Source organism: Nonomuraea dietziae (assembly GCF_014195505.1).
GTDB lineage: Bacteria > Actinomycetota > Actinomycetes > Streptosporangiales > Streptosporangiaceae > Nonomuraea > Nonomuraea roseola.
Genome location: NZ_JACIBV010000001.1, coordinates 1,503,809 through 1,521,380 on the forward strand (window position 1 = coordinate 1,503,809; position 17,572 = coordinate 1,521,380).

Here is a 17,572-nt window from a genome sequence, read left to right on the forward strand (position 1 = left end):
CCGTCCACTGTGGTCCGGACCCGACCGCGACGCCGCCGCCGGGCTCCAGGCCGAGAGCCGCCACCAGCACCTCGCGAGCCTCGGCGCACGTCCGCCTCGTGAACAGACCTTCGCGAAGGTCGCAGCCCGGCACTGCCCCCGCCACCCGTCGACGTATCTCACGTCGCGCCTGGCCCCCACGCGCCAGAACGCGCCGGGGTCGGGGGTGTCGATTCCGCTGATCACCGCGGCCGGGGTCGGCCCCCCATCGCGTTGACTCGGTGGCTCCAACGGCCCCACTGCCCCGAGCGGACGGAAGCCGGGGGGATGCCGCCGGGTCCGCCGGGCTGCCGGCGCCGCCACGGGGGCGGCTTCGGGCGTAGGTGTAGGCGCGGGGGTGGCGGTCCGGTAGGTTCGGCGCGTCCCCTCGGTGCGCGGCAACGCTGAAGACCAGGTCGGCGTCCTGCCGGAGCATCTTCAACGTCTTGGCGACAGTCGACTCATCCAGGCACGCCGGAAGCGCCCGGTGAGGGCGGCCGAAGGAGCCCTGAGCACCCGCCGCCGCTTGGAGAAGGGCCTGTTCGTCCATCACGGACAACGGCAGGGATCCGTCCATCGCGGACAACAAAAAGGGAAAGGAGAGCGCCCGCTCCTTTCCACTCTCAACGTATAGCGCACCGGGGGGCTTGCGGCAAGACCCCTGTCGTGCTGCAGAATCGCCGACCGAGGCCAGAACCTGCGGAAATGAGGAACGCGGAGTGCGTGTGTTGTTGTCGGCGTATGGGTCGCGCGGAAGTGTTGAACCGATGGCGGGGCTCGCGGTGGGGTTGCGGGCACTCGGCGCGGAGGTGCGGATGTGCGCGCCGCCGGACGAGGAGTTCGTGGAGCTGCTGGCCGGAGTCGGTGTGCCGCTGGTGCCGACCGGCCGGCCGGTGCGCCCGCTGGTGACCACGGTGACGCCGGGCTCGGCGGTGGGCCTGCCGCAGCGTGCGGCCGAGTTGATGGCCGCGCAGTTCGACACGGTCGCCGCGGCGGCCGAGGGATGTGATGCGCTGGTGGCGACCGGCCCGTTGCCGGCCACGGCCGGCGCGCGCTCGGTGGCCGAGAAACTGGGCATCCGCTACGTGCATGTGAGCCACCAGCCGGTCATCCTGCCGTCGCCGTACCGTCGACCGCCCGCGCGGCGGGGCCGGCCGTTGCCACCGGACGTGACCGACAACCGGGCGCTGTGGGACCTGGACGCCGAGATCGCGCAGGCGATGTTCGGCGAGGTGCTCAACACCCACCGGGCGTCGATCGGCCTGCCGCCGGTGGACAACGTCCGCGACTACGCCTTCACCGACCGCCCGTGGCTGGCGACGGACCCGATCCTGTCCCCGTGGCAGCCGACGGGCCTCGACGTGGTGCAGACCGGCGCGTGGATCCTGACCGACGAGCGCCCGCTCCCGGCCGGGTTGGCGGCGTTCCTGGACGGCGGCACACCCCCGGTGTACGTGGGCTTCGGCAGTACGCCCATGAGCGCCCCGAAGGAGTTCGCCCGGGTGGCCGTCGAGGCGATCCGCGCGCAGGGGCGCCGCGTACTCGTCGGCCACGGCTGGGCCGGCCTGGACCTGATCGACGACGGGGGCGACTGTCTCGCCGTCGGCGAGGTCAACCATCAGGTGTTGTTCCGCCGAGTGGCCGCCGTCGTGCACCACGGCAGCGCGGGCACCACGACGACCGCCGCCAGAGCCGGCGCTCCTCAGGTGGTGGTACCCCAGGGGGCGGACCAGCCGTACTGGGCGGGCCGGGTGGCCGAGCTGGGCATCGGCGCGGCGCACGACGGTCCGACGCCGACCTCCGAGTCCCTGTCAGCCGCGCTGGAGGCGGCCCTGGCCCCCGAGACCCGCGCGCGAGCGGCCGCCGTGGCCGGCACCATCCGCGCCGACGGGGCGACGGTGGCCGCGAGGCTGCTGCTGAACGCGGTCAGCCGCGAAAGGCCGCCCGTCTCCGCCTGAACCACACATAGACCGTCAGAACACGAGTAACCGCCACCCCTGGCGGCTGGAACCGGGAACGGCCATGGCGGCCACGTCAGACAGCGCGTCGCTCGTCATGGCCGCCAGATTCGTCACCCCGGTCCGGACGCCCCGCCGCACGCGAGGGCGCCGGCGACCCTGTATCGGAGCCATGAACGTGAATTACCTGACCACCAGCGCTTTTGACCTTCCCGACCACCTCGCCCCGAAGGCCGACCCGGCGTTGATCGCCGGTGACGAGCAGCACTTCGCGGCCATCGCGCAGACCCTGACCGAGTCGATCGCCGACCTGTCGGACCGGCTGGAGGCCGAGCGCAAGGCGCCCGGCGGCGCGGGCCGCGCCGCGATGGACCGGGACCTGCAGATCCACCGGCTGACCGCCCGGCTGCGCACCCTGCGTCGCTTCGGGCTGGACCTGTGCCTGGGACACATGGTCAGCGCGGACGGCGGCGAGCCGGTCTACATCGGACGGCTGGGCCTGACCGACAGCACCGGACGCCGGCTGCTGCTCGACTGGCGCTCGCCCGCGGCCGAGCCGTTCTTCGGAGCCACCCACGCCAACGCGATGGGGCTGGCCAGCCGCCGCAGATACCGCTGGACCCGCGGCCGGATCAGCGACTACTGGGATGAGGTGTTCACCCCCGACGGGCTCGTCGGGCACGCCGCGCTCGATGACCAGTCGGCCTTCATCGCCAGCCTGGGCAGCAACCGGTCGGCCCGGATGCGTGACGTGCTCGGAACCATCCAGGCCGACCAGGACGCCATCATCCGCGCGGGGTCCGCCGGCGCGCTGGTCGTCGACGGCGGCCCTGGCACCGGCAAGACGGTCGTGGCGCTGCACCGCTCGGCCTACCTGCTCTACTCCGACCCCCGCCTGGGTCATCACCGCGGCGGCGTGTTGTTCGTCGGTCCGCACCAGCCCTACCTGGCCTACGTCGCCGACGTCCTGCCCAGCCTCGGCGAGGAGGGCGTGCAGACCTGCACCCTGCGCGACCTGGTCGCCGAAGGAGCCGCGGCGGCGATCGAGACCGACCCGGAGGTGGAGCGTCTGAAGTCGTCGGCGCGCATGGTGCAGGCGATCGAGCCGGCCGTCCGGTTCTATGAGAACCCGCCCACCCAGCCGATGACGGTCACCACTCCCTGGTCCGACATCCGGTTGAGCGCCGAGGACTGGGCCGAGGCGTTCGCGGCGCCGGATCCCGGCACGCCGCACAACGACGCGCGCGACGTGATCTGGGAGGAACTGCTCACGATCTTGCTGGACAAGCACGACGAGGACGAGGCGCCGCCGCAGCTGCTGCGCAAGTCGCTGCTGCGCAACAGGGAGCTGCTCACGATCTTCAACCGGGCGTGGCCGCTGCTCGAAGCGGCCGACCTGGTCGGCGACCTGTGGACGGTGCCGGCCTACCTGCGGTTGTGCGCTCCCTGGCTGACCCCTGAGGAGATCCGGGTGTTGCAGCGTGAGGACGCCCAGGCCTGGACGGTGTCGGACCTGCCGCTCCTTGACGCGGCCCGCCAGCGGCTCGGCGACCCTGAGGTGGCCCGGCTCAAGCGCCGCCAGGACGCGGCTGTCGCCGCCGAACGCGAGCGCATGGCACAGGTCGTCGACCGCCTGCTGGATGCCGATGACGACGGTGAAGGGGTGGTGACGATGCTGCGCGGGCAGGACCTTCGAGACGCCCTGGTCGACGAGACGGCGGTGCCGGGCATCGAGCCGGACCTGCTGGCCGGCCCGTTCGCGCACATCGTCGTGGACGAGGCGCAGGAACTGACCGACGCGCAGTGGCAGATGCTGCTGCTGCGCTGCCCGTCTCGCAGTTTCACCATCGTCGGCGACCGCGCCCAGGCCAGGCACGGGTTCACCGAGTCGTGGCAGGACCGGCTGGAGCGGGTCGGGCTCGACCGGATCACCCTGGCCTCGCTGACGGTCAACTACCGGACGCCGGAGGAGATCATGGCCGAAGCCGAGCCGGTCATCCGGGCCGCGCTGCCGGACGCCAACGTGCCGACCTCCATCCGCAGCAACGGCGTGCCCGTCACCCGTGGATCCGTCGCGGAGCTGGGCTCGATCCTGGAGGCGTGGCTGGCCGCGCACGCCGACGGGACGGCCTGCGTGATCGGCGATCCGGCGTTCCCTGCGACCTCCCGCGTCCGGTCGCTGACTCCGGAGCTGGCCAAGGGGCTCGAGTTCGACCTGGTCGTCCTCATCGATCCGGAGTCCTTCGGCGAGGGCATCGAGGGGGCGGTCGACCGCTATGTCGCGATGACCCGGGCGACCCAGCAACTCGTCATCCTCACGAGCTCCTGACCTCGGCCGGACGCACGCCGGCTCCCGGCCGAGCCGGCGGCGTTCCTGGACACCGGCACACGTCGACGGTGTCGTCATGGCGGTTCGGGTTCGGCACGTCGGCCCGGCGCCCGCGGGGGCGCTGCCACAGATGCGTGGAGCTGCCCTCCGTCGTCGCCGGGTGCCCAGGGTCGCGGGGCGGCGGCTCCGCACTCATGCGGGCAGGATGCCGGCAAGGTGGCCGGTGATGATCTGAGGGTCGGTGGTGCGCGCGGCGATGTAGCCGTCGGGGCGGATCAGGATCAGGGTGCCGGGGCGGGCGCGGAACACCCGCGCGGCCTCGGCCCCGATCAGACAGTTGCCGACGCCTGCCGCGTCGGGGCCGACGACCAGGCAGCTTCGCAGGTCGGCGTGGTGCAGGCCGGCGACGGTGGCGGCGGTCCTGGCGCCGAAGCCCAGCAGCGTCCAGTGCGTGCCGCGCAGGAGATCGAACAACCGGATCGGCGTGCCGTCGGCGGCGGTGCCGCGGGCGTCGGGGGCGCGCTCGCCCGGACGCGGGCCACGAGCGGTGTCGCTGGGCACGGTGAGGGGCGAGTCGGGGTAGGAGATGTCGAGCTGGTTGGTCCTGGCGAGCAGGCGGCTCATGATGGCGGGCCGCTTGACCAGCGGGAAGATCAGGTGGTCGCGCAGGAGCCGGCGCACGCCCTTGAGAGCGAAGACCGACTCGAAGCCGCGGGAGCTGCTGGCCAGGACCTGGGCAGCGACCGGCATCCGCTCGGTGCCGTAGCTGTCCAGCAGCGCGTCGGAGGCGCCCGCCAGTACGGCGGCCAGCTTCCAGCCGAGGTTGTAGGCGTCCTGGATTCCGGTGTTCATGCCCTGGCCGCCGGCCGGGGAGTGCACGTGCGCGGCGTCCCCTGCCAGGAAGACCCGACCGTGGCGGTAGCCGTCCACCATCCGGGCGTTGAAGCGGTAGCGCGACAGCCAGGTCGCCTCGCTGAGCCGCACGTCCGCGCGTCCGGACCGCTGCAGGAACAGCTCACGGAAGATCTCCAAGGTAGGCTCGGGCACCGATCCGCCGGGGCCGGGCAGCACGTTGGCCTGGTACTGCCACGCTCCGTCGGCGTTCGGGAGCGGCGCCAAGGCCAGGTAGGTGCCGCCCTCGCCGAACCAGACGTGGGAGGCGTCGTCGGTCAGGCCATCGACCCGCACGTCGCCGACCAGGAAGTACTGGTCGGCGTGGGTGCGCCCGTCCATCGTCGCGCCCAGCAGCCGCCGTACGGTGCTGTGCCCGCCGTCGCAGCCGATCAGGTAGCGGGCCAGGACCTTCTCGCCGTTTCCCAGCGTGGCGATCACGCCCTCCTCGTCCTGCTCGAAGGCGACCAGCTCGGCGCCGTGGACGACCTTGCCGCCGAGCTGCCCCAGCCGGTCGCGCAGCACCTGCTCCACCCGCCACTCGGGCAGCACCACCAGGTCGGGGTAGGGCACGCCGGGCCGAGGGCCCGCGGCGGTCGCGGTGGACAGCTCCACGGTGGGCCGGTGTCCCTGGTGGATCCGCAACGAGAGGCCGACCTGGCCGTTGGCGAGGATCTCCTCGATGACACCCAGGTCGTCCAGCACCTCCAGGCTGCGCGGCTGCAGCCCCTTGCCCCGCGACCCGGTCGCGGGGCCGTCGTTCAGGTCGATCACCAGGTGCGCCACGCCCCGGCGGGCGAGCTCGACCGCCAGGGTCAGGCCGGTCGGGCCCGCACCCACCACGAGGACCTCTGTGTTCATCGGACTCCCCTCCCGCTGCACCCCAGCCATTCACTACGGTGTAGTGATTACTGTGTAGTACTACGTTGTAGTACTGTCAAGGGCATGCCGAGGAAGAGTGACCGACGTGACCTGCTCGCCGACACCGCGCTGCGGTTGATCGACGACTCCGGCCTGGCCCAGGTGACGCACCGGGCGATCGACAAGGCCGCCGGAGTCCCCGACGGCACCACCTCGAACTACTTCCGCACCAGATCGGCTCTGTACGAGGCGATCGTGCGGCGCCTGCTCGATCTCCAGCTCGCCGACCTGGACCGCCTCGCCGTCACGCCCCTGCCCGGTTCCCCCGCCGAACTGCTCGACCTGCTCGCCGCGACGGTCGAGGCAGGTGACGGCACGGCCCGCAACCGCTACCTGGCCAGAGTCGAGCTGTCGCTGGAAGCCGCGCGGAATCCCGAGCTGGCCGCTCTCATGCGCGAGATGCGCGCCGGCGCGTTCCAGGTGATCGCCCGCAAGGCCCGAGCCGTGCACCCGGACGCGACCGACGAGCAGCTCGACGCCCTCGGTTCGGTGCTGACCGGCCTGTCCCTGGACCGCATCACGCTAGGCGTGCCCGCCATGTCCCCCCGCGACGTCCTGGCGGCCGTGATCCCCGCGCTCCTCTCCCAGCGACACCACTGAGGCACGCCAGGCCCGTGAACGTCGCTCTCAGTCGCCGGGCCGGCGGCGTGAGGCCAGCTCGGGTGCCGGCTCGCGCGCCGCCAGCCAGTGCTGGAGCACGCGACGGAACAGCTCCGGGTCCTCCGCGCTCCACACGTGGTGCATCCTGGGCACCACCCGCGCGACCGCCTTCGGCGCCCGGGAGGTCACCTCGGCCAGCGCTCGATGCACCGCCTTCGGCTCCCGTTCGCCCGCCAGCATCAGGATCGGCGTCCGTGTACGCCGCAGGCCCTCGAGGTCCGTGGCCGGCACGCCTTCGTACACCTGGGTCAGCATGCGTCGCGCCGACGCCCGGTCGATCCCCATGCCGGTCTCCACGAACGTGTCGACCGAATCATCGGGTAACCGAAACGCGCGCGCCATCACCCGCCAGTACGAGCGCGAACCCCACCACCGGATCTGCGCGACCCCCGACACCCTTGTCGTCGTCCCCACGCCCTGGAGCGGCGCGCCGGTGAGCATCGCGCTCCTGACGAGATCGGGATGGCGTGCCACAAGAACAGTGCCGACCACGGCGCCGAGGGAGAGGCCGACGACGTGCGCGCGTCCGCCGTGGGCGCGGTCTCGGATGATCGCCGCCGCCGAGTCGGCCACCTCGGCGACGCTCGTCCAGGGCTCGGCGTTGGACGCGCCGAAACCGGGCAGGTCCGGGATCAGGCTGTGGTGATCGGGCAGCGACGCCGCCAGGTCGCGCCACATCCACCCCGCGACATTGCCGCCGTGCAGGAACAGGAGGGTCTCGCCGGCGTCCTGATGTTCCTCGTGCACGAACATCACAGCGCCTCCTCGAGCTCGTCGAGCCAGCTGAGCTCGGCCTCGTGGTGCACGATGCCGTTGCGCAACGTCATCGCCCGCAGACGCTCGGGGTACGTCGTCGTGGGCGCCTCCAGCGCCCGCAGCTCGTCGAGTCGTCGCCTCAACAGCGCCCTGCGCTCATCGACGAGCTTCCGTACGAGCTGGGGATCCTCGGCCCGGCCGGCGAAGTAGACCCGCGCCAGGAACGCCTCGCGCGGCAACTCGGTGGGCGCAGGGGAGCGCAGCCAGGTGTCCAGTTCGGCGGAGCCCGCCTCGGTCAGCCGGTACTCATGCCGGTCCGGGCGTGAGCGCTGGCGGATCACGTGCTCGTCCAGCAGGCCGTCGGCGTGCAGGGCGCCGAGGGTCCGGTAGATCTGCGACCGATCGGCAGCCCAGAAATGCCGGGCCGTGTCGTCGAAGGTCTTCTTGAGGTCGTACCCGGTCATCGGCTTCAGGTCGAGGAGGCCGAGGATGGCATGTCTAAGGGACATGACACATAGTCTACATCACACCTATGGCCGTCTGCGGATCGCTGAGCCATCTGCCGTCGATCATGAGATCGCGCCCGGCGAGCTCGTTCACCTCGCGCCAGGCCTGGACCTGCAGCGGGACCACATGGAAGTAGGGGTAGGCGCCGCGCTGCTCGCGCGGGTCGAAGCCCGTCTTGGCGGCGAAGGCGTCGCCGACCTCGGCCGGGAGCTCGGCGGCCGGTATCACCTCCCGTACCTCGGCGTCGATCAGGACGACGTCGCGCGTGGGGCCGAGCGCGACTCGGACCTTGCCGGTGGCCTCCAGGAATCTGGCCGTCGGGTTGGTCCTGGCCGTGGAGATGAGCAGGGCCCTGCCGTCCCACAGGAACGACAGCGGCACCAGGTACGGCAGGCCGGCCGGATCGGCGGTGGCGAACCAGGCGTCGACGTCACGGTCGAGCCGGTCCAGGGTGTCGCGGATGCGCAGGGCGAGGGAGCGGGCGGGCGGGTTCACGGTGGTCAGGGTGGTGCTCATCGGTCAGCCCCACGCCCCGGCGATCTGCCGCGTCGAGGCGTTGAGCCGGTTGAACAGGTTCGTCGCACCGATCATGAGGATCAGCGCGGCCAGTCCGCGCTCGTCGTAGTGCCTGGCCGCCTCGTCCCAGACCTGGTCAGGGACGGCGTCCTGCCGGTCGGCCAGCCGGGTCGCCGACTCGGCCAGGGCCAGCGCGGCCCGCTCGGCGTCGGTGAAGTACGGCGTCTCGCGCCAGGCCGTCACCGCCCCCAGGCGCTCCTCGCTCTCACCCGACTTCCTGGCGGTGCGTGACCCGCCGTCGACGCAGGCGCTGCAGCCGTTGACCTGGCTGACCCGCAGGTGCAGCAGCTCCAGCGTGGTCTCAGGGACACCGCCCTGCCTGGCGACCTCCACGATCTTCATGAGTGGCCGCATCGCGCCGGGCAGCACGGTGACGGGGTTCGGCATCCGAGGGTTCATGGTGTCCTCCTGAATGAGTGGCTCGCGGCTCCATGACGCCACGGGGCCACGGCCGCCCGCCACCGGCCGCGAGCCGTCCGGGACGCGATCACCGTCTGGGCGGACGAGCTGACCTCGGGCGATACAGTGAGATCCAGTTGTCCCTGCGCTGTCCCGGGACGGGACGTCCGAAGGATGGAGCATGAGCGAGGATCTCGCACGGCGCCTGCGCCAGATCCGGGAGACCGGCGGCCGCAGCCTGCGCGACCTGGAGCGCTCACTCCACGTGAGCAGTTCCTCGCTCTCGCGCTACCTGACCGGTCAGGCCGTGCCGCCCTGGTCGGTGGTCGTGGGGCTCTGCCAGGTCGCGGGCGTCGACCCCCGGCCGCTGCGGCCGCTGTGGGAGGCGGGCAAACGCGGCCCCCGGGTGGGTCCCGCCGTCACCGTGACCCGCAACGACCTGCCGTACGACATCACCACGTTCACCGGACGGCAGGAGGAACTGGCCGCGGTGCTGACGGCCGCGCGCGCCGACCGCGTGGTGGCCATCGACGGGATGGGCGGGGTCGGGAAGACCACCCTGGCCGTCCACGCGGCTCACCGGCTGACCTCCGACTACCCCGACGCGCAGCTCTACCTCGACCTGCACGGCTTCACCCCCGGCCGGGATCCGGTCGAGCCCGCCGAGGCGCTGCGGATCCTGCTGGCCGCGCTCGGCGTGCCGTCCGGGCGGATACCGGAGGCGGTGGAGGAGCGCGCCGCGCTGTGGCGGTCGGAGCTGGCCATGCGGCGCGCCGTCGTCGTGCTCGACAATGTCGCGGGCCAGGCGCAGGTGCGGCCGCTCCTGCCGGGGGCCGGGTCCAGCATCGTCCTGATCACCAGCCGCAGGCGGCTGGTCGGGCTCGGCGACGCGCACCCTGTCTCGCTCGACGTGCTCGGCCCGCGCGAGGCGGCCGACCTGTTCGGCGCGGCGCTCGGCGACGCGCGGGCCCAGGACTCGCCCGCGCTGGAGGAGGTGCTGCGCCGCTGCGGGCACCTGCCGCTGGTCCTCGGTGTGGCCGCCGCGCGCATGCGGCACCGCCCGGCCTGGACGCTGGAGACGCTGGCGGAGTACCTGCGCGAGGGCGACCTGGGCACCGCGGGGGTGCTGTCGATGTCGCTGCGCGACCTCGACGGCGGGCAGCACCGCATGTTCCGCCTGCTCGGCCTGGCGCCCGGCGTGGACCTGAGCGTGCACGCCGCGGCGGCGCTCGCCGAGGTCCCGGTGAGTACGGCGCGCCGGCTGCTGGATGACCTGGTCGACGCCAGCCTGGTGCTGGAGAACGTGCCGGGCCGCTACCACCAGCACGACCTGCTGCGCGAGCTCGCCCGCGGGGCGGCCGAGGAGCGGGACGAGAAGCGCGGGGCGCTGACCCGGCTGCTCGACCACTACGTGAGGGCGGCGGCCACCGCCACGAACCTGCTCTACCCCTCAGGCGCGCACCTGCGGCCCGCCGTACCCGCGGGGGAGCCCTTCGCCCGCCCCGCCGACGCGCTGCGCTGGCTGGACGGCGAGCGCGCCAACCTCGTGACGGCGGGGACGTACGCCGCCGAGCACGGCTGGCCTGAGCACGCGGTCCTGCTGGCGCGGACCCTCTACCCCTACCTCGACGGCCACGCCCACCACGCCGAGTCGCTCCCGCTGTACGGCGGGGCGCTGGAGGCCGCCCGCCACCTCGGAGACCGGGGCGGCGAGGTGCACCTGCTGAACGAGCGGATGTCGATGAACGCCCGCCAGGGCCGCTACGACCCCGCCCACGACGACGCCAAGCACGCCAGGGATCTGGCCCGCGAGATCGGCGACCGGTACGGCGAGGCCAGAGCGCTGAACGCGCTGGGCGACATGCACTGGCGCGAGCGCGACGACCTGCGGGCGGAAGAGCGCTTCCGCGCCGCCCTTGAGCTGTTCCGCGAGGTGGACGCCGGCACCGACGTGGCCATCGTGCTGGGCAACCTGGGGCTGGTCGCCGGGCGGCAGGGCCGCTACGACGAGGCAGAGCGGGCGCTGCGGCAGGCGCTGGCGGGCTTCGAGGCGATCGGGCTGCCCGGCGGGCAGGGCACGATCCGCGCCAACCTGGGGCAGATCTGCCTGTGGCGGGGGCGCCCAGCGGAGGCGCTGGAGCACTACCGGCAGGCGCTGGAGCACCATCGTGGCCTCGACTACCCCGGCGGCGAGGCCGACGCGCTCAACGGCATGGGCACCGCGGCGCGCCACCTGGGCGAGACGACACAGGCGGTGGAGGACCACCGTGCGGCCCTCGCCATAGCGGTCGAGGCCGGCGACCCTGCCCGACAGGCCGCCGCCCACGAAGGGCTGGCCCGCGCCCACCGCGAGCGCGGCGAGCGGGATCTGGCCCGCGAGCACGCCACCGGCGCGCTGGATGTCTACGTGCGCATGGGACTGCCCGAAGCCGACGACATGCGCGCCTTCCTCGCCGGCTGAGCCGCGCCGCGCTCTCGCGACCCGACCCCGCGACGTCGGATGACGCGCGTGCCGTCCGGTCGAGCGCCCACGGGCACCCCGCCTCACGGCCGGATCTCGTAGACCACGTTGAACGACGTCTGCGCGGACCGCCGGAATCGGGTGAAGCCCGCCTCCGTGATCACCTCGCGGATCGCCGCCTCACCGGCCTGCGCGCCCAACGCGTACCCGCCCGGCTGGGACAGGCCGTTGGGGACGCACAGGAACGTGGAGGCGCTGTAGAACAGCCGTCCCACCGGGTTGAAGTTCTCCTCGACCCTGTCGGAGGCGAACGGCTCCACCAGAAGCCACGTGCCGTCCTGAGCCAGCGCTTCCCGCACCCGCCTGGCCGCCCCGAGCGGGTCGCCCATGTCGTGCAGGCAGTCGAACATCGTCACCAGGTCGTAGCCGGTCCCTGTGAAGGTCTGCGCGGTGGCCACCTCGAAGCTGACCCGGTCGGCGAGCCCGGCCTCCGCGGCACCCTTGCGCGCCAGCGCGATCGAATCGGCGTGGTAGTCGGAGCCGACGACCGTGGTACGCGGATACGCCTCGGCGAGCAGGACCGACGACGAGCCCAGACCACAGCCGACGTCGGCGACCAGGGCCCCGGCCGTCAGCTTCGCCTCGACACCGTCCAGCGCGGGGATCCAGCTCGGGATCAGCTCGGCGACGTAGCCGGGCCGGTAGAACGCGTCGCACCCGACGAAGACGTCCTCGTCGTGCTCGTGCCAGCCGACGCCGGCACCGGTACGGAACGCCTCGGTGATGCGCGGTTCCGCGCGCAGCATGCCCAGAGAGATGAGGAAGGCCGTCGGCACGTTGGGACCGTTCGGGTCGGCCAGGCAGAACGCCTGCTCCTCGGTCAGCGAGAACTGACCGGTCTCCGGTTCGTAGCTGACATATCCCCCGGCGGCCTGTCCGCGCAGCCACTCGGTGAGGTAGCGCAGGTGGCACCCGGTGCGCTCGGCGAACTGCTCGGGCGTCGCCGGGCCCTCCGCGAGCGCGCGATAGAGGCCGAGCCGCTGCCCGATGACGACGGAGCCGGCGGCGTCGGTCGCTGCCAGGTCGCTCACGAACCGGCCCAGGAACTCGTTCACCTTCTCGTGGTCCATCTCTGGTCTCCCCTCCTGTCGGACCGGCTGGTGCCGGTCACAACCCCAGGGTCGGCCCGCCGCCTTTCACGGCCCTCGCACGGGCTATCGTCGTGCTAACAGGCCGAGTTCGTCCTCGTCACGGGAGTGTTGGACACGGGGGATGCCATGGCAGTCAGGAGCCTGCCGCCGCCGGTCCGGGTGGAGGTGCTCGGGCCGCTGCGGCTCCTCGTTGACGGCGCCCCTGTGGAGGTGTCCGGCCCGAAACGACGGGCGGTGCTCGCGCTGCTCGCGCTCGCCGAGGGCCGAGTCGTCACGGTCGATCGCCTCGTGGACGCGCTCTGGCCGTCGGAGGTTCCAGAATCCGGGCGTCAGGCCCTGCACAACCACGTGTCCCGGCTGCGTGGGCACCTCGGTCCTGCGGCGGCCCGGCTCGAGACGCGGCATGACGGTTATCTGCTCGCGCTCGAGCGCGACGAACTGGACGTGGCACAGGCGCGAGCACTGCTCGCGACGGCGCGTACGACGGCGCAGCGGGACCCGGCAGGCGCGCTCTCCCTGCTGCAGGAGGCGCACGGGCTGTGGCGAGGGCCGGTTCTCGCCGACCTCTCCGACGTCGTGCCCATCGCCACCGCGGTCGAGGAGTACGCGCAGCTGCGCCGCGAAGTGACCGACGCGCTGGTCGACAGCGCCCTCGCCGCAGGACAGGCTGATGAGATCCTGGGCCTGGCCGCCGCGTCGTCGGCCGCCGACCCCCTGCGGGAGCCCGCCGTCCTGCTGCTCATGCGGGCGCTGGCGGCGACCGGGCAGGCGCCGGAGGCCCTGCGCGTCGGACGGGAGTATCGGCGCAGGCTGGTCGAGGAGACCGGCCTCGATCCTTCAGCCGCGCTCGACGCGCTCGACCGCGAGATCATCGGCGGCGCCGCCGGTTCCCCGCCCAGCCGGCCCGAGGGGCCCGCCCGGCCGACCACGCGGCTGTTCGGCCGGGAGTCCCAGGTCGCTGCCCTGCATCGGCTGCTGGCGGCCGAGCGCCTGGTCACGCTCGTGGGGCCAGGCGGCATCGGCAAGACCCGGGTCGCTCTGGAGGTCGCGCTGCGGAGCGGCACGGCGACGGTGCTGCTGCTGGCGCCGGTCACCGACCCCGCCGCCATCCCGCACGCGCTGGCGGCGGCCATGAACCTGAAGATCGACCAGGGTGACGTGCTGTCCGCGTGCGTCGCCGTGCTGGGCGACCACCCCGGCCTGTTGATGATCGACAACTGTGAGCACCTGCTCGACGGGGTCAGGGACACGGTGGACGTGATCCTCTCCTCATGTCCCGGAATCTCCTTGTTGACCACCAGCCGCGAACCTCTCGGACTGGCGGCCGAATACGTCTCACGGCTGGCGCCGCTTCCGCTGCCCCGCCCCGACCAGGACCCCTCGCGGGCTCCGTCCGTGGCGCTGTTCCTGGACCGGGCCCGACGGGTCCGCCCCGGTCCACCGCCGACGCCGGCGGAGCTGTGCACGGTCGCCGACATCGTGCACCGGCTCGACGGGATGCCGCTGGCCATCGAACTGGCGGCGGGCCGGCTGTCCACGCTGTCCCTCGCCGATCTGCGTGGCCGCCTGGACCGCTCGCTCGACCTGCTCGGTGATGGCAGGCCCAGCGCGGACTACCGGCACCGCACGCTGCGCGCGACCATCGAGTGGTCGTACCAGCTCCTCACCGAGGACGAACGGCGGCTGTTCCGGCATCTGTCGGTCTTCCCCGACGGTGTCGATCTCGACACCGCCGAGCGGCTCGCCGCCGAGCTGGGCCTGGACACTGATCCGGGAAGCGCTCTGGCCCGTCTCGTCGACGCCTCCATGATCGACGCCTCCTTCCAGGGGACCACCCGGTATCGCATGCTGGAGACGCTGCGGGCCTTCGGGCTGGACCGGCTCGCGGCGGCCGGCGAGGAGAAGGCCGCCGTGGAGCGCATGGCCCGGTGGGCTGTGGAGCTGACCTCATGGATCGAGGCCACCATGACCACCGAGCGGGAGCCCGAGGCGGACGCCGTCCTGCGCCGCGAGCTGCCGAACCTGCGGGCCGCGTGGCGGCTGGTTCGCAGCCGGGGCTGTCTGGACGAGGCCGCGGCGATGGTCATCGCGCTGTTCGAGACGGTCGCCTACCGCGACCTGATCGAGCTCCGGGACTGGGCAGAGGAACTGGCCGGCGACCAGGGGCTCGCCGGCCACCCGCGGGCCGGCGCCGTGCTCGCGACCGCGGGGGAAGCCGCCTACCACCGTGGCGACTACCGCCAGGCCGACCGGCTCGCCCGCGCCGGGCTGGAGAAGGCGGGCGACAGCATCGGGTCATGGCACTGCCTGATGGTGCTGTCGGTGGCCGACCTGGCGCGCGGCGCCTACGACGACGTGGTCGAGCATTCCCTCGCCGCAACCGTTCTCGCCGGCCCGCACCGGGAGAGCCTGGGGATCGCCGCCCTCGCGACCGCCTACGCGGGTGATCCTGATGCGGCGCGCGGACTGAACGAGCGGGGGCTGGCCGGCGCGGTGTCGCCCACGATGCTCTCGTGGGGCGCCTACGTCGCCGGAGAGATCGAGAGTCTCGCGGGCCACAGCGAGCCGGCCGAGCGGCATTACCTCCGTGCCATCGACCTGGCCCGCACCTCGGGCGCGACCTTTCTCGTCGGCGTCGCGACCGTCGGGCTGCTGTCGGTGCGCGCCGCCACGGGCCGGGTCCACGAGGCGCTGGGCGGCTACCGCGACGTCATCGAATACTTCGCCCGCAACGGCAACTGGACCCACCTGTGGGTCACCCTGCGCAACCTCGCCGATCTGCTACGCAGGCTCGGCGACGACGAGCCCGCGGCGCTGATCGACGCCGCGGCGGCCCAGGCTCCCGACGCTCCGGCCGTGGACCGCTCCCACGGCGAACGCCCCGCGCGCGCCGTGGCCGCTTCAGCGACGCCGATCCCCAGCCGGGTCGCCCTCCTCGAGCTGGCTCGGCAGGCGATCGAGCGGAACCTCACTCGGTCCTGACAGCCGTTGGGCGCGGCTCGGCGAACGACTCGTCGCCGACCCATGCCGTGAAACGGTCGACGCCCATGGCGGCGATGAGCTCGCCCGTCTGCGTCTCCTGCGCCGCCAGGGCACGGACTTTGCGGGCCGCCGTCTCCGCGTCCAGCACGAGGTCGACCGCCAGCAGGTGGGCCGGTGTCGTGATCGGGTATCCCGGCGGGAAGATGCCCAAGCTCTCGTTGAGCGCGCTCCAGCGCGGTGCCCGCCGCTCCGCGAAGGTGGCGTACAGCAGCCGCGCTCCGGTTGAGGCGGCGCGGCCGAACGCCGCGGTGGTCCAGGCCGAGACCGCCTGATGGTCCGGGTGACCGGTGATGCCGTCAGGGCCGAAGGTGAGCACGGTGTCGGGCCGCACCCGCTCGATGACGTCGCACAGCCGAGCGACCGCGTCGGACCTGCTGGCCTGCGCGCACTGCCCGTCCCTGTAGCCGAGCCAGTGGTGCTCGCCGACCCCGAGGATCTCCAGGCAGCGCGCCAGCTCGCGGGCGCGCGCCGCGGCGAGTCGATGCGGCGGCCACTCCACCGGGTCACCCGTGCCGAGCTCGCCGCAGGTCGCGGTCACGCACACCACCCGCGATCCGCTGTCGCGAGCCAGGGCCATCAAACCGCCGGACAGGTAGGCCTCGTCGTCAGGATGCGCCCAGATCCCCAGGATGACGCCCAGGTCGGCGACATCACACGCACGCTCGATCATGCCAGGACCTCCCTGCCGAATATGCCGTGTACGGCCAGGCCCGCGCCGCAGCAGGCGACGGCGATCACACAGAGACCGCCGACTCCCGCGGTGTCGACCACCAGGCCACCGGACAGCGCGCCGGCCGCGGACCCGAGATGGATCGCGGAGCTGTTCAGGGCGAGCAGCAGGGGCGCCGACCCCGCCCCCAATCCGATCAGGCGGTGCTGCTGTGCGGGGACGAACGCCCAGGCCGCGATCCCCCACGCGACCATGACCGCCGGCGCCCCGGCCGCCGTCGTCGCGACGTGCGGGAGCGCCGCGAAAGCCACGGCCAGCACGGCCACAGCCGGCAAGATCACCCGTCGAGGGCCGCTCCGGTCGGCCGCGGTCCCGCCCCACCAGGTGCCCAGCATGCCTCCGATGCCGAACGCCCCGATCAACAGCCCGAGCCCGAGCGGCCCTGCCCCTGCCGCCACCTGCAGGGGAAGGTAGGTGTACATGCTGTACGAGGCGGTCATCACCAGGAAGGTCACGCCGAGCACCCCCACGACGGCAGGCGAACGCATCGGGCGCAGCCGCTCGCGCACCGTGGCGCGCGTCAGCGGGCCCGGCCCCGCACGGGTGAGCAGCAGAGCGATCACGGTGGCCCCCGCCAGCACGGCGACCAGCCCGAACGCCACCCGCCACGAGAGCCTCGACGCCAGCGCCACACCCAGCGGAGCGCCCAGCACCATGGCGGTCGCCGTACCCCCCAAGATCACGCTCAGCGCCCGCCCGCGGTGGCTCGCCGGTACGGCCGCGACGGCCGCCGCGCAGGCGGCCGGCACGTAGACCGACGCGGCAAGCGCTCCCAGCACCCGGACGGCGAGCAGCGCGGGAAGCGCCGGCGCCACCGCCGACAGCGCGCTCAGAATCCCGAACAGCGCCGCTGAGCCGATCAGCACCCGTCGCAGCGGCCACGACCCGAGCAGAGCGCTGAGCAGCACCGCGCCGATCGCGTACGCCAGCGCGAACACCGTCACCGTCAGCCCCGCGGCGCCGACGGTGACACCGAGGTCCCGTGAGATCCCGCCGAGCATCCCGGCCATCGCGAACATGTCGGTACCGATCGCGAACGCGCCGATCCCGAGGGCCACGACCGCGAGCCACCTGCGCCGGTCCCCTTCCGGTAGGCGGGCTGTCCGGTCCAGCACCGCCGTGCTGACCACGTCATCGTCCATCTCGTCCTCCACGTTCGTCGCCATCCGATCG

13 protein-coding genes are annotated in these 17,572 nt (G+C 72.9%); 5 read left to right on the forward strand and 8 right to left on the reverse strand.

All coding sequences use genetic code 11. The features are described from left to right. The first annotated feature begins 743 nt into the window (after positions 1-743). Positions 744-1,976 (forward strand): glycosyltransferase, encoded by a 1,233-nt coding sequence (locus FHR33_RS07355; protein WP_312896000.1) that lies wholly within the window; start codon positions 744-746, stop codon positions 1,974-1,976. 172 nt (positions 1,977-2,148) lie between these two features. Beyond that, complete coding sequence (gene helR, locus FHR33_RS07360) at positions 2,149-4,305, forward strand: RNA polymerase recycling motor ATPase HelR (RefSeq protein ID WP_221240985.1); 2,157 nt, start codon at positions 2,149-2,151, stop codon at positions 4,303-4,305. 192 nt (positions 4,306-4,497) lie between these two features. Here helR and FHR33_RS07365 read toward each other — a convergent pair whose 3' ends face one another. Continuing rightward, positions 4,498-6,057 (reverse strand): FAD-dependent monooxygenase, encoded by a 1,560-nt coding sequence (locus FHR33_RS07365; RefSeq protein ID WP_221240986.1) that lies wholly within the window; start codon positions 6,055-6,057, stop codon positions 4,498-4,500. 84 nt (positions 6,058-6,141) lie between these two features. Here FHR33_RS07365 and FHR33_RS07370 point away from each other — a divergent pair, with 84 nt between their 5' ends. Then, positions 6,142-6,717, forward strand: a complete 576-nt coding sequence (locus tag FHR33_RS07370) for a TetR/AcrR family transcriptional regulator (RefSeq protein WP_183645231.1) — start codon at positions 6,142-6,144, stop codon at positions 6,715-6,717. A gap of 27 nt (positions 6,718-6,744) precedes the next feature. Here the strand turns inward: FHR33_RS07370 and FHR33_RS07375 are convergent, their stop codons facing one another. Genes FHR33_RS07375 through FHR33_RS07390 form a run of 4 tightly spaced genes read right to left on the reverse strand, consistent with a single transcriptional unit; the run spans position 6,745 to position 9,015 of the window. Then, complete coding sequence (locus FHR33_RS07375; RefSeq protein WP_246452576.1) at positions 6,745-7,530, reverse strand: alpha/beta fold hydrolase; 786 nt, start codon at positions 7,528-7,530, stop codon at positions 6,745-6,747. Further along, the gene (locus FHR33_RS07380) at positions 7,530-8,042 is read right to left on the reverse strand and encodes a helix-turn-helix transcriptional regulator (protein WP_183645233.1); all 513 of its coding nucleotides are present in this window, start codon (positions 8,040-8,042) and stop codon (positions 7,530-7,532) included. Before FHR33_RS07380 ends, FHR33_RS07375 begins: the two co-directional genes overlap by 1 nt. A 10-nt stretch (positions 8,043-8,052) precedes the next feature. Continuing rightward, a complete protein-coding gene (locus tag FHR33_RS07385; RefSeq protein WP_183645234.1) occupies positions 8,053-8,556 on the reverse strand; it encodes a pyridoxamine 5'-phosphate oxidase family protein in 504 nt (167 codons plus the stop codon). Between the two features lie 3 nt (positions 8,557-8,559). Further along, entirely contained in the window at positions 8,560-9,015 is a 456-nt protein-coding gene (locus FHR33_RS07390) for a carboxymuconolactone decarboxylase family protein (RefSeq protein WP_183645235.1), read from the reverse strand. Between the two features lie 181 nt (positions 9,016-9,196). On the opposite strand from FHR33_RS07390, the gene FHR33_RS07395 reads away from it, so the two are divergent. Next, positions 9,197-11,476: an ATP-binding protein gene (locus FHR33_RS07395; protein WP_183645236.1), complete on the forward strand. Its 2,280-nt coding sequence runs from the start codon at positions 9,197-9,199 to the stop codon at positions 11,474-11,476. Between the two features lie 83 nt (positions 11,477-11,559). On the opposite strand, the gene FHR33_RS07400 is transcribed toward FHR33_RS07395, so the two are convergent. Continuing rightward, positions 11,560-12,606 (reverse strand): class I SAM-dependent methyltransferase, encoded by a 1,047-nt coding sequence (locus FHR33_RS07400; RefSeq protein ID WP_183645237.1) that lies wholly within the window; start codon positions 12,604-12,606, stop codon positions 11,560-11,562. A gap of 147 nt (positions 12,607-12,753) precedes the next feature. On the opposite strand from FHR33_RS07400, the gene FHR33_RS07405 reads away from it, so the two are divergent. After that, a complete protein-coding gene (locus FHR33_RS07405; RefSeq protein WP_183645238.1) occupies positions 12,754-15,609 on the forward strand; it encodes an AfsR/SARP family transcriptional regulator in 2,856 nt (951 codons plus the stop codon). On the opposite strand, the gene FHR33_RS07410 is transcribed toward FHR33_RS07405, so the two are convergent. Continuing rightward, positions 15,596-16,339, reverse strand: coding sequence for a PIG-L deacetylase family protein (locus FHR33_RS07410; RefSeq protein WP_183645239.1), 744 nt, complete (start codon positions 16,337-16,339; stop codon positions 15,596-15,598). The two genes, FHR33_RS07405 and FHR33_RS07410, sit on opposite strands and share 14 nt — an antisense overlap. After that, positions 16,336-17,541, reverse strand: a complete 1,206-nt coding sequence (locus FHR33_RS07415) for an MFS transporter (RefSeq protein WP_183645240.1) — start codon at positions 17,539-17,541, stop codon at positions 16,336-16,338. The genes FHR33_RS07410 and FHR33_RS07415 overlap by 4 nt, the downstream gene beginning before the upstream one ends. Positions 17,542-17,572: the final 31 nt, after the last annotated feature.

What these genes read in the sequence shown, in the direction of transcription:
- helR (WP_221240985.1), top strand. Translation starts at nt 2,149, where the DNA reads ATGAACGTGAATTACCTGACCACCAGCGCTTTTGACCTTCCCGACCAC.
- FHR33_RS07365 (WP_221240986.1), bottom strand. Translation starts at nt 6,057, where the DNA reads ATGAACACAGAGGTCCTCGTGGTGGGTGCGGGCCCGACCGGCCTGACC.
- FHR33_RS07370 (WP_183645231.1), top strand. Translation starts at nt 6,142, where the DNA reads ATGCCGAGGAAGAGTGACCGACGTGACCTGCTCGCCGACACCGCGCTG.
- FHR33_RS07375 (WP_246452576.1), bottom strand. Translation starts at nt 7,530, where the DNA reads ATGTTCGTGCACGAGGAACATCAGGACGCCGGCGAGACCCTCCTGTTC.
- FHR33_RS07380 (WP_183645233.1), bottom strand. Translation starts at nt 8,042, where the DNA reads ATGTCCCTTAGACATGCCATCCTCGGCCTCCTCGACCTGAAGCCGATG.
- FHR33_RS07385 (WP_183645234.1), bottom strand. Translation starts at nt 8,556, where the DNA reads ATGAGCACCACCCTGACCACCGTGAACCCGCCCGCCCGCTCCCTCGCC.
- FHR33_RS07390 (WP_183645235.1), bottom strand. Translation starts at nt 9,015, where the DNA reads ATGAACCCTCGGATGCCGAACCCCGTCACCGTGCTGCCCGGCGCGATG.
- FHR33_RS07395 (WP_183645236.1), top strand. Translation starts at nt 9,197, where the DNA reads ATGAGCGAGGATCTCGCACGGCGCCTGCGCCAGATCCGGGAGACCGGC.
- FHR33_RS07400 (WP_183645237.1), bottom strand. Translation starts at nt 12,606, where the DNA reads ATGGACCACGAGAAGGTGAACGAGTTCCTGGGCCGGTTCGTGAGCGAC.
- FHR33_RS07405 (WP_183645238.1), top strand. Translation starts at nt 12,754, where the DNA reads ATGGCAGTCAGGAGCCTGCCGCCGCCGGTCCGGGTGGAGGTGCTCGGG.
- FHR33_RS07410 (WP_183645239.1), bottom strand. Translation starts at nt 16,339, where the DNA reads ATGATCGAGCGTGCGTGTGATGTCGCCGACCTGGGCGTCATCCTGGGG.
- FHR33_RS07415 (WP_183645240.1), bottom strand. Translation starts at nt 17,541, where the DNA reads ATGGACGATGACGTGGTCAGCACGGCGGTGCTGGACCGGACAGCCCGC.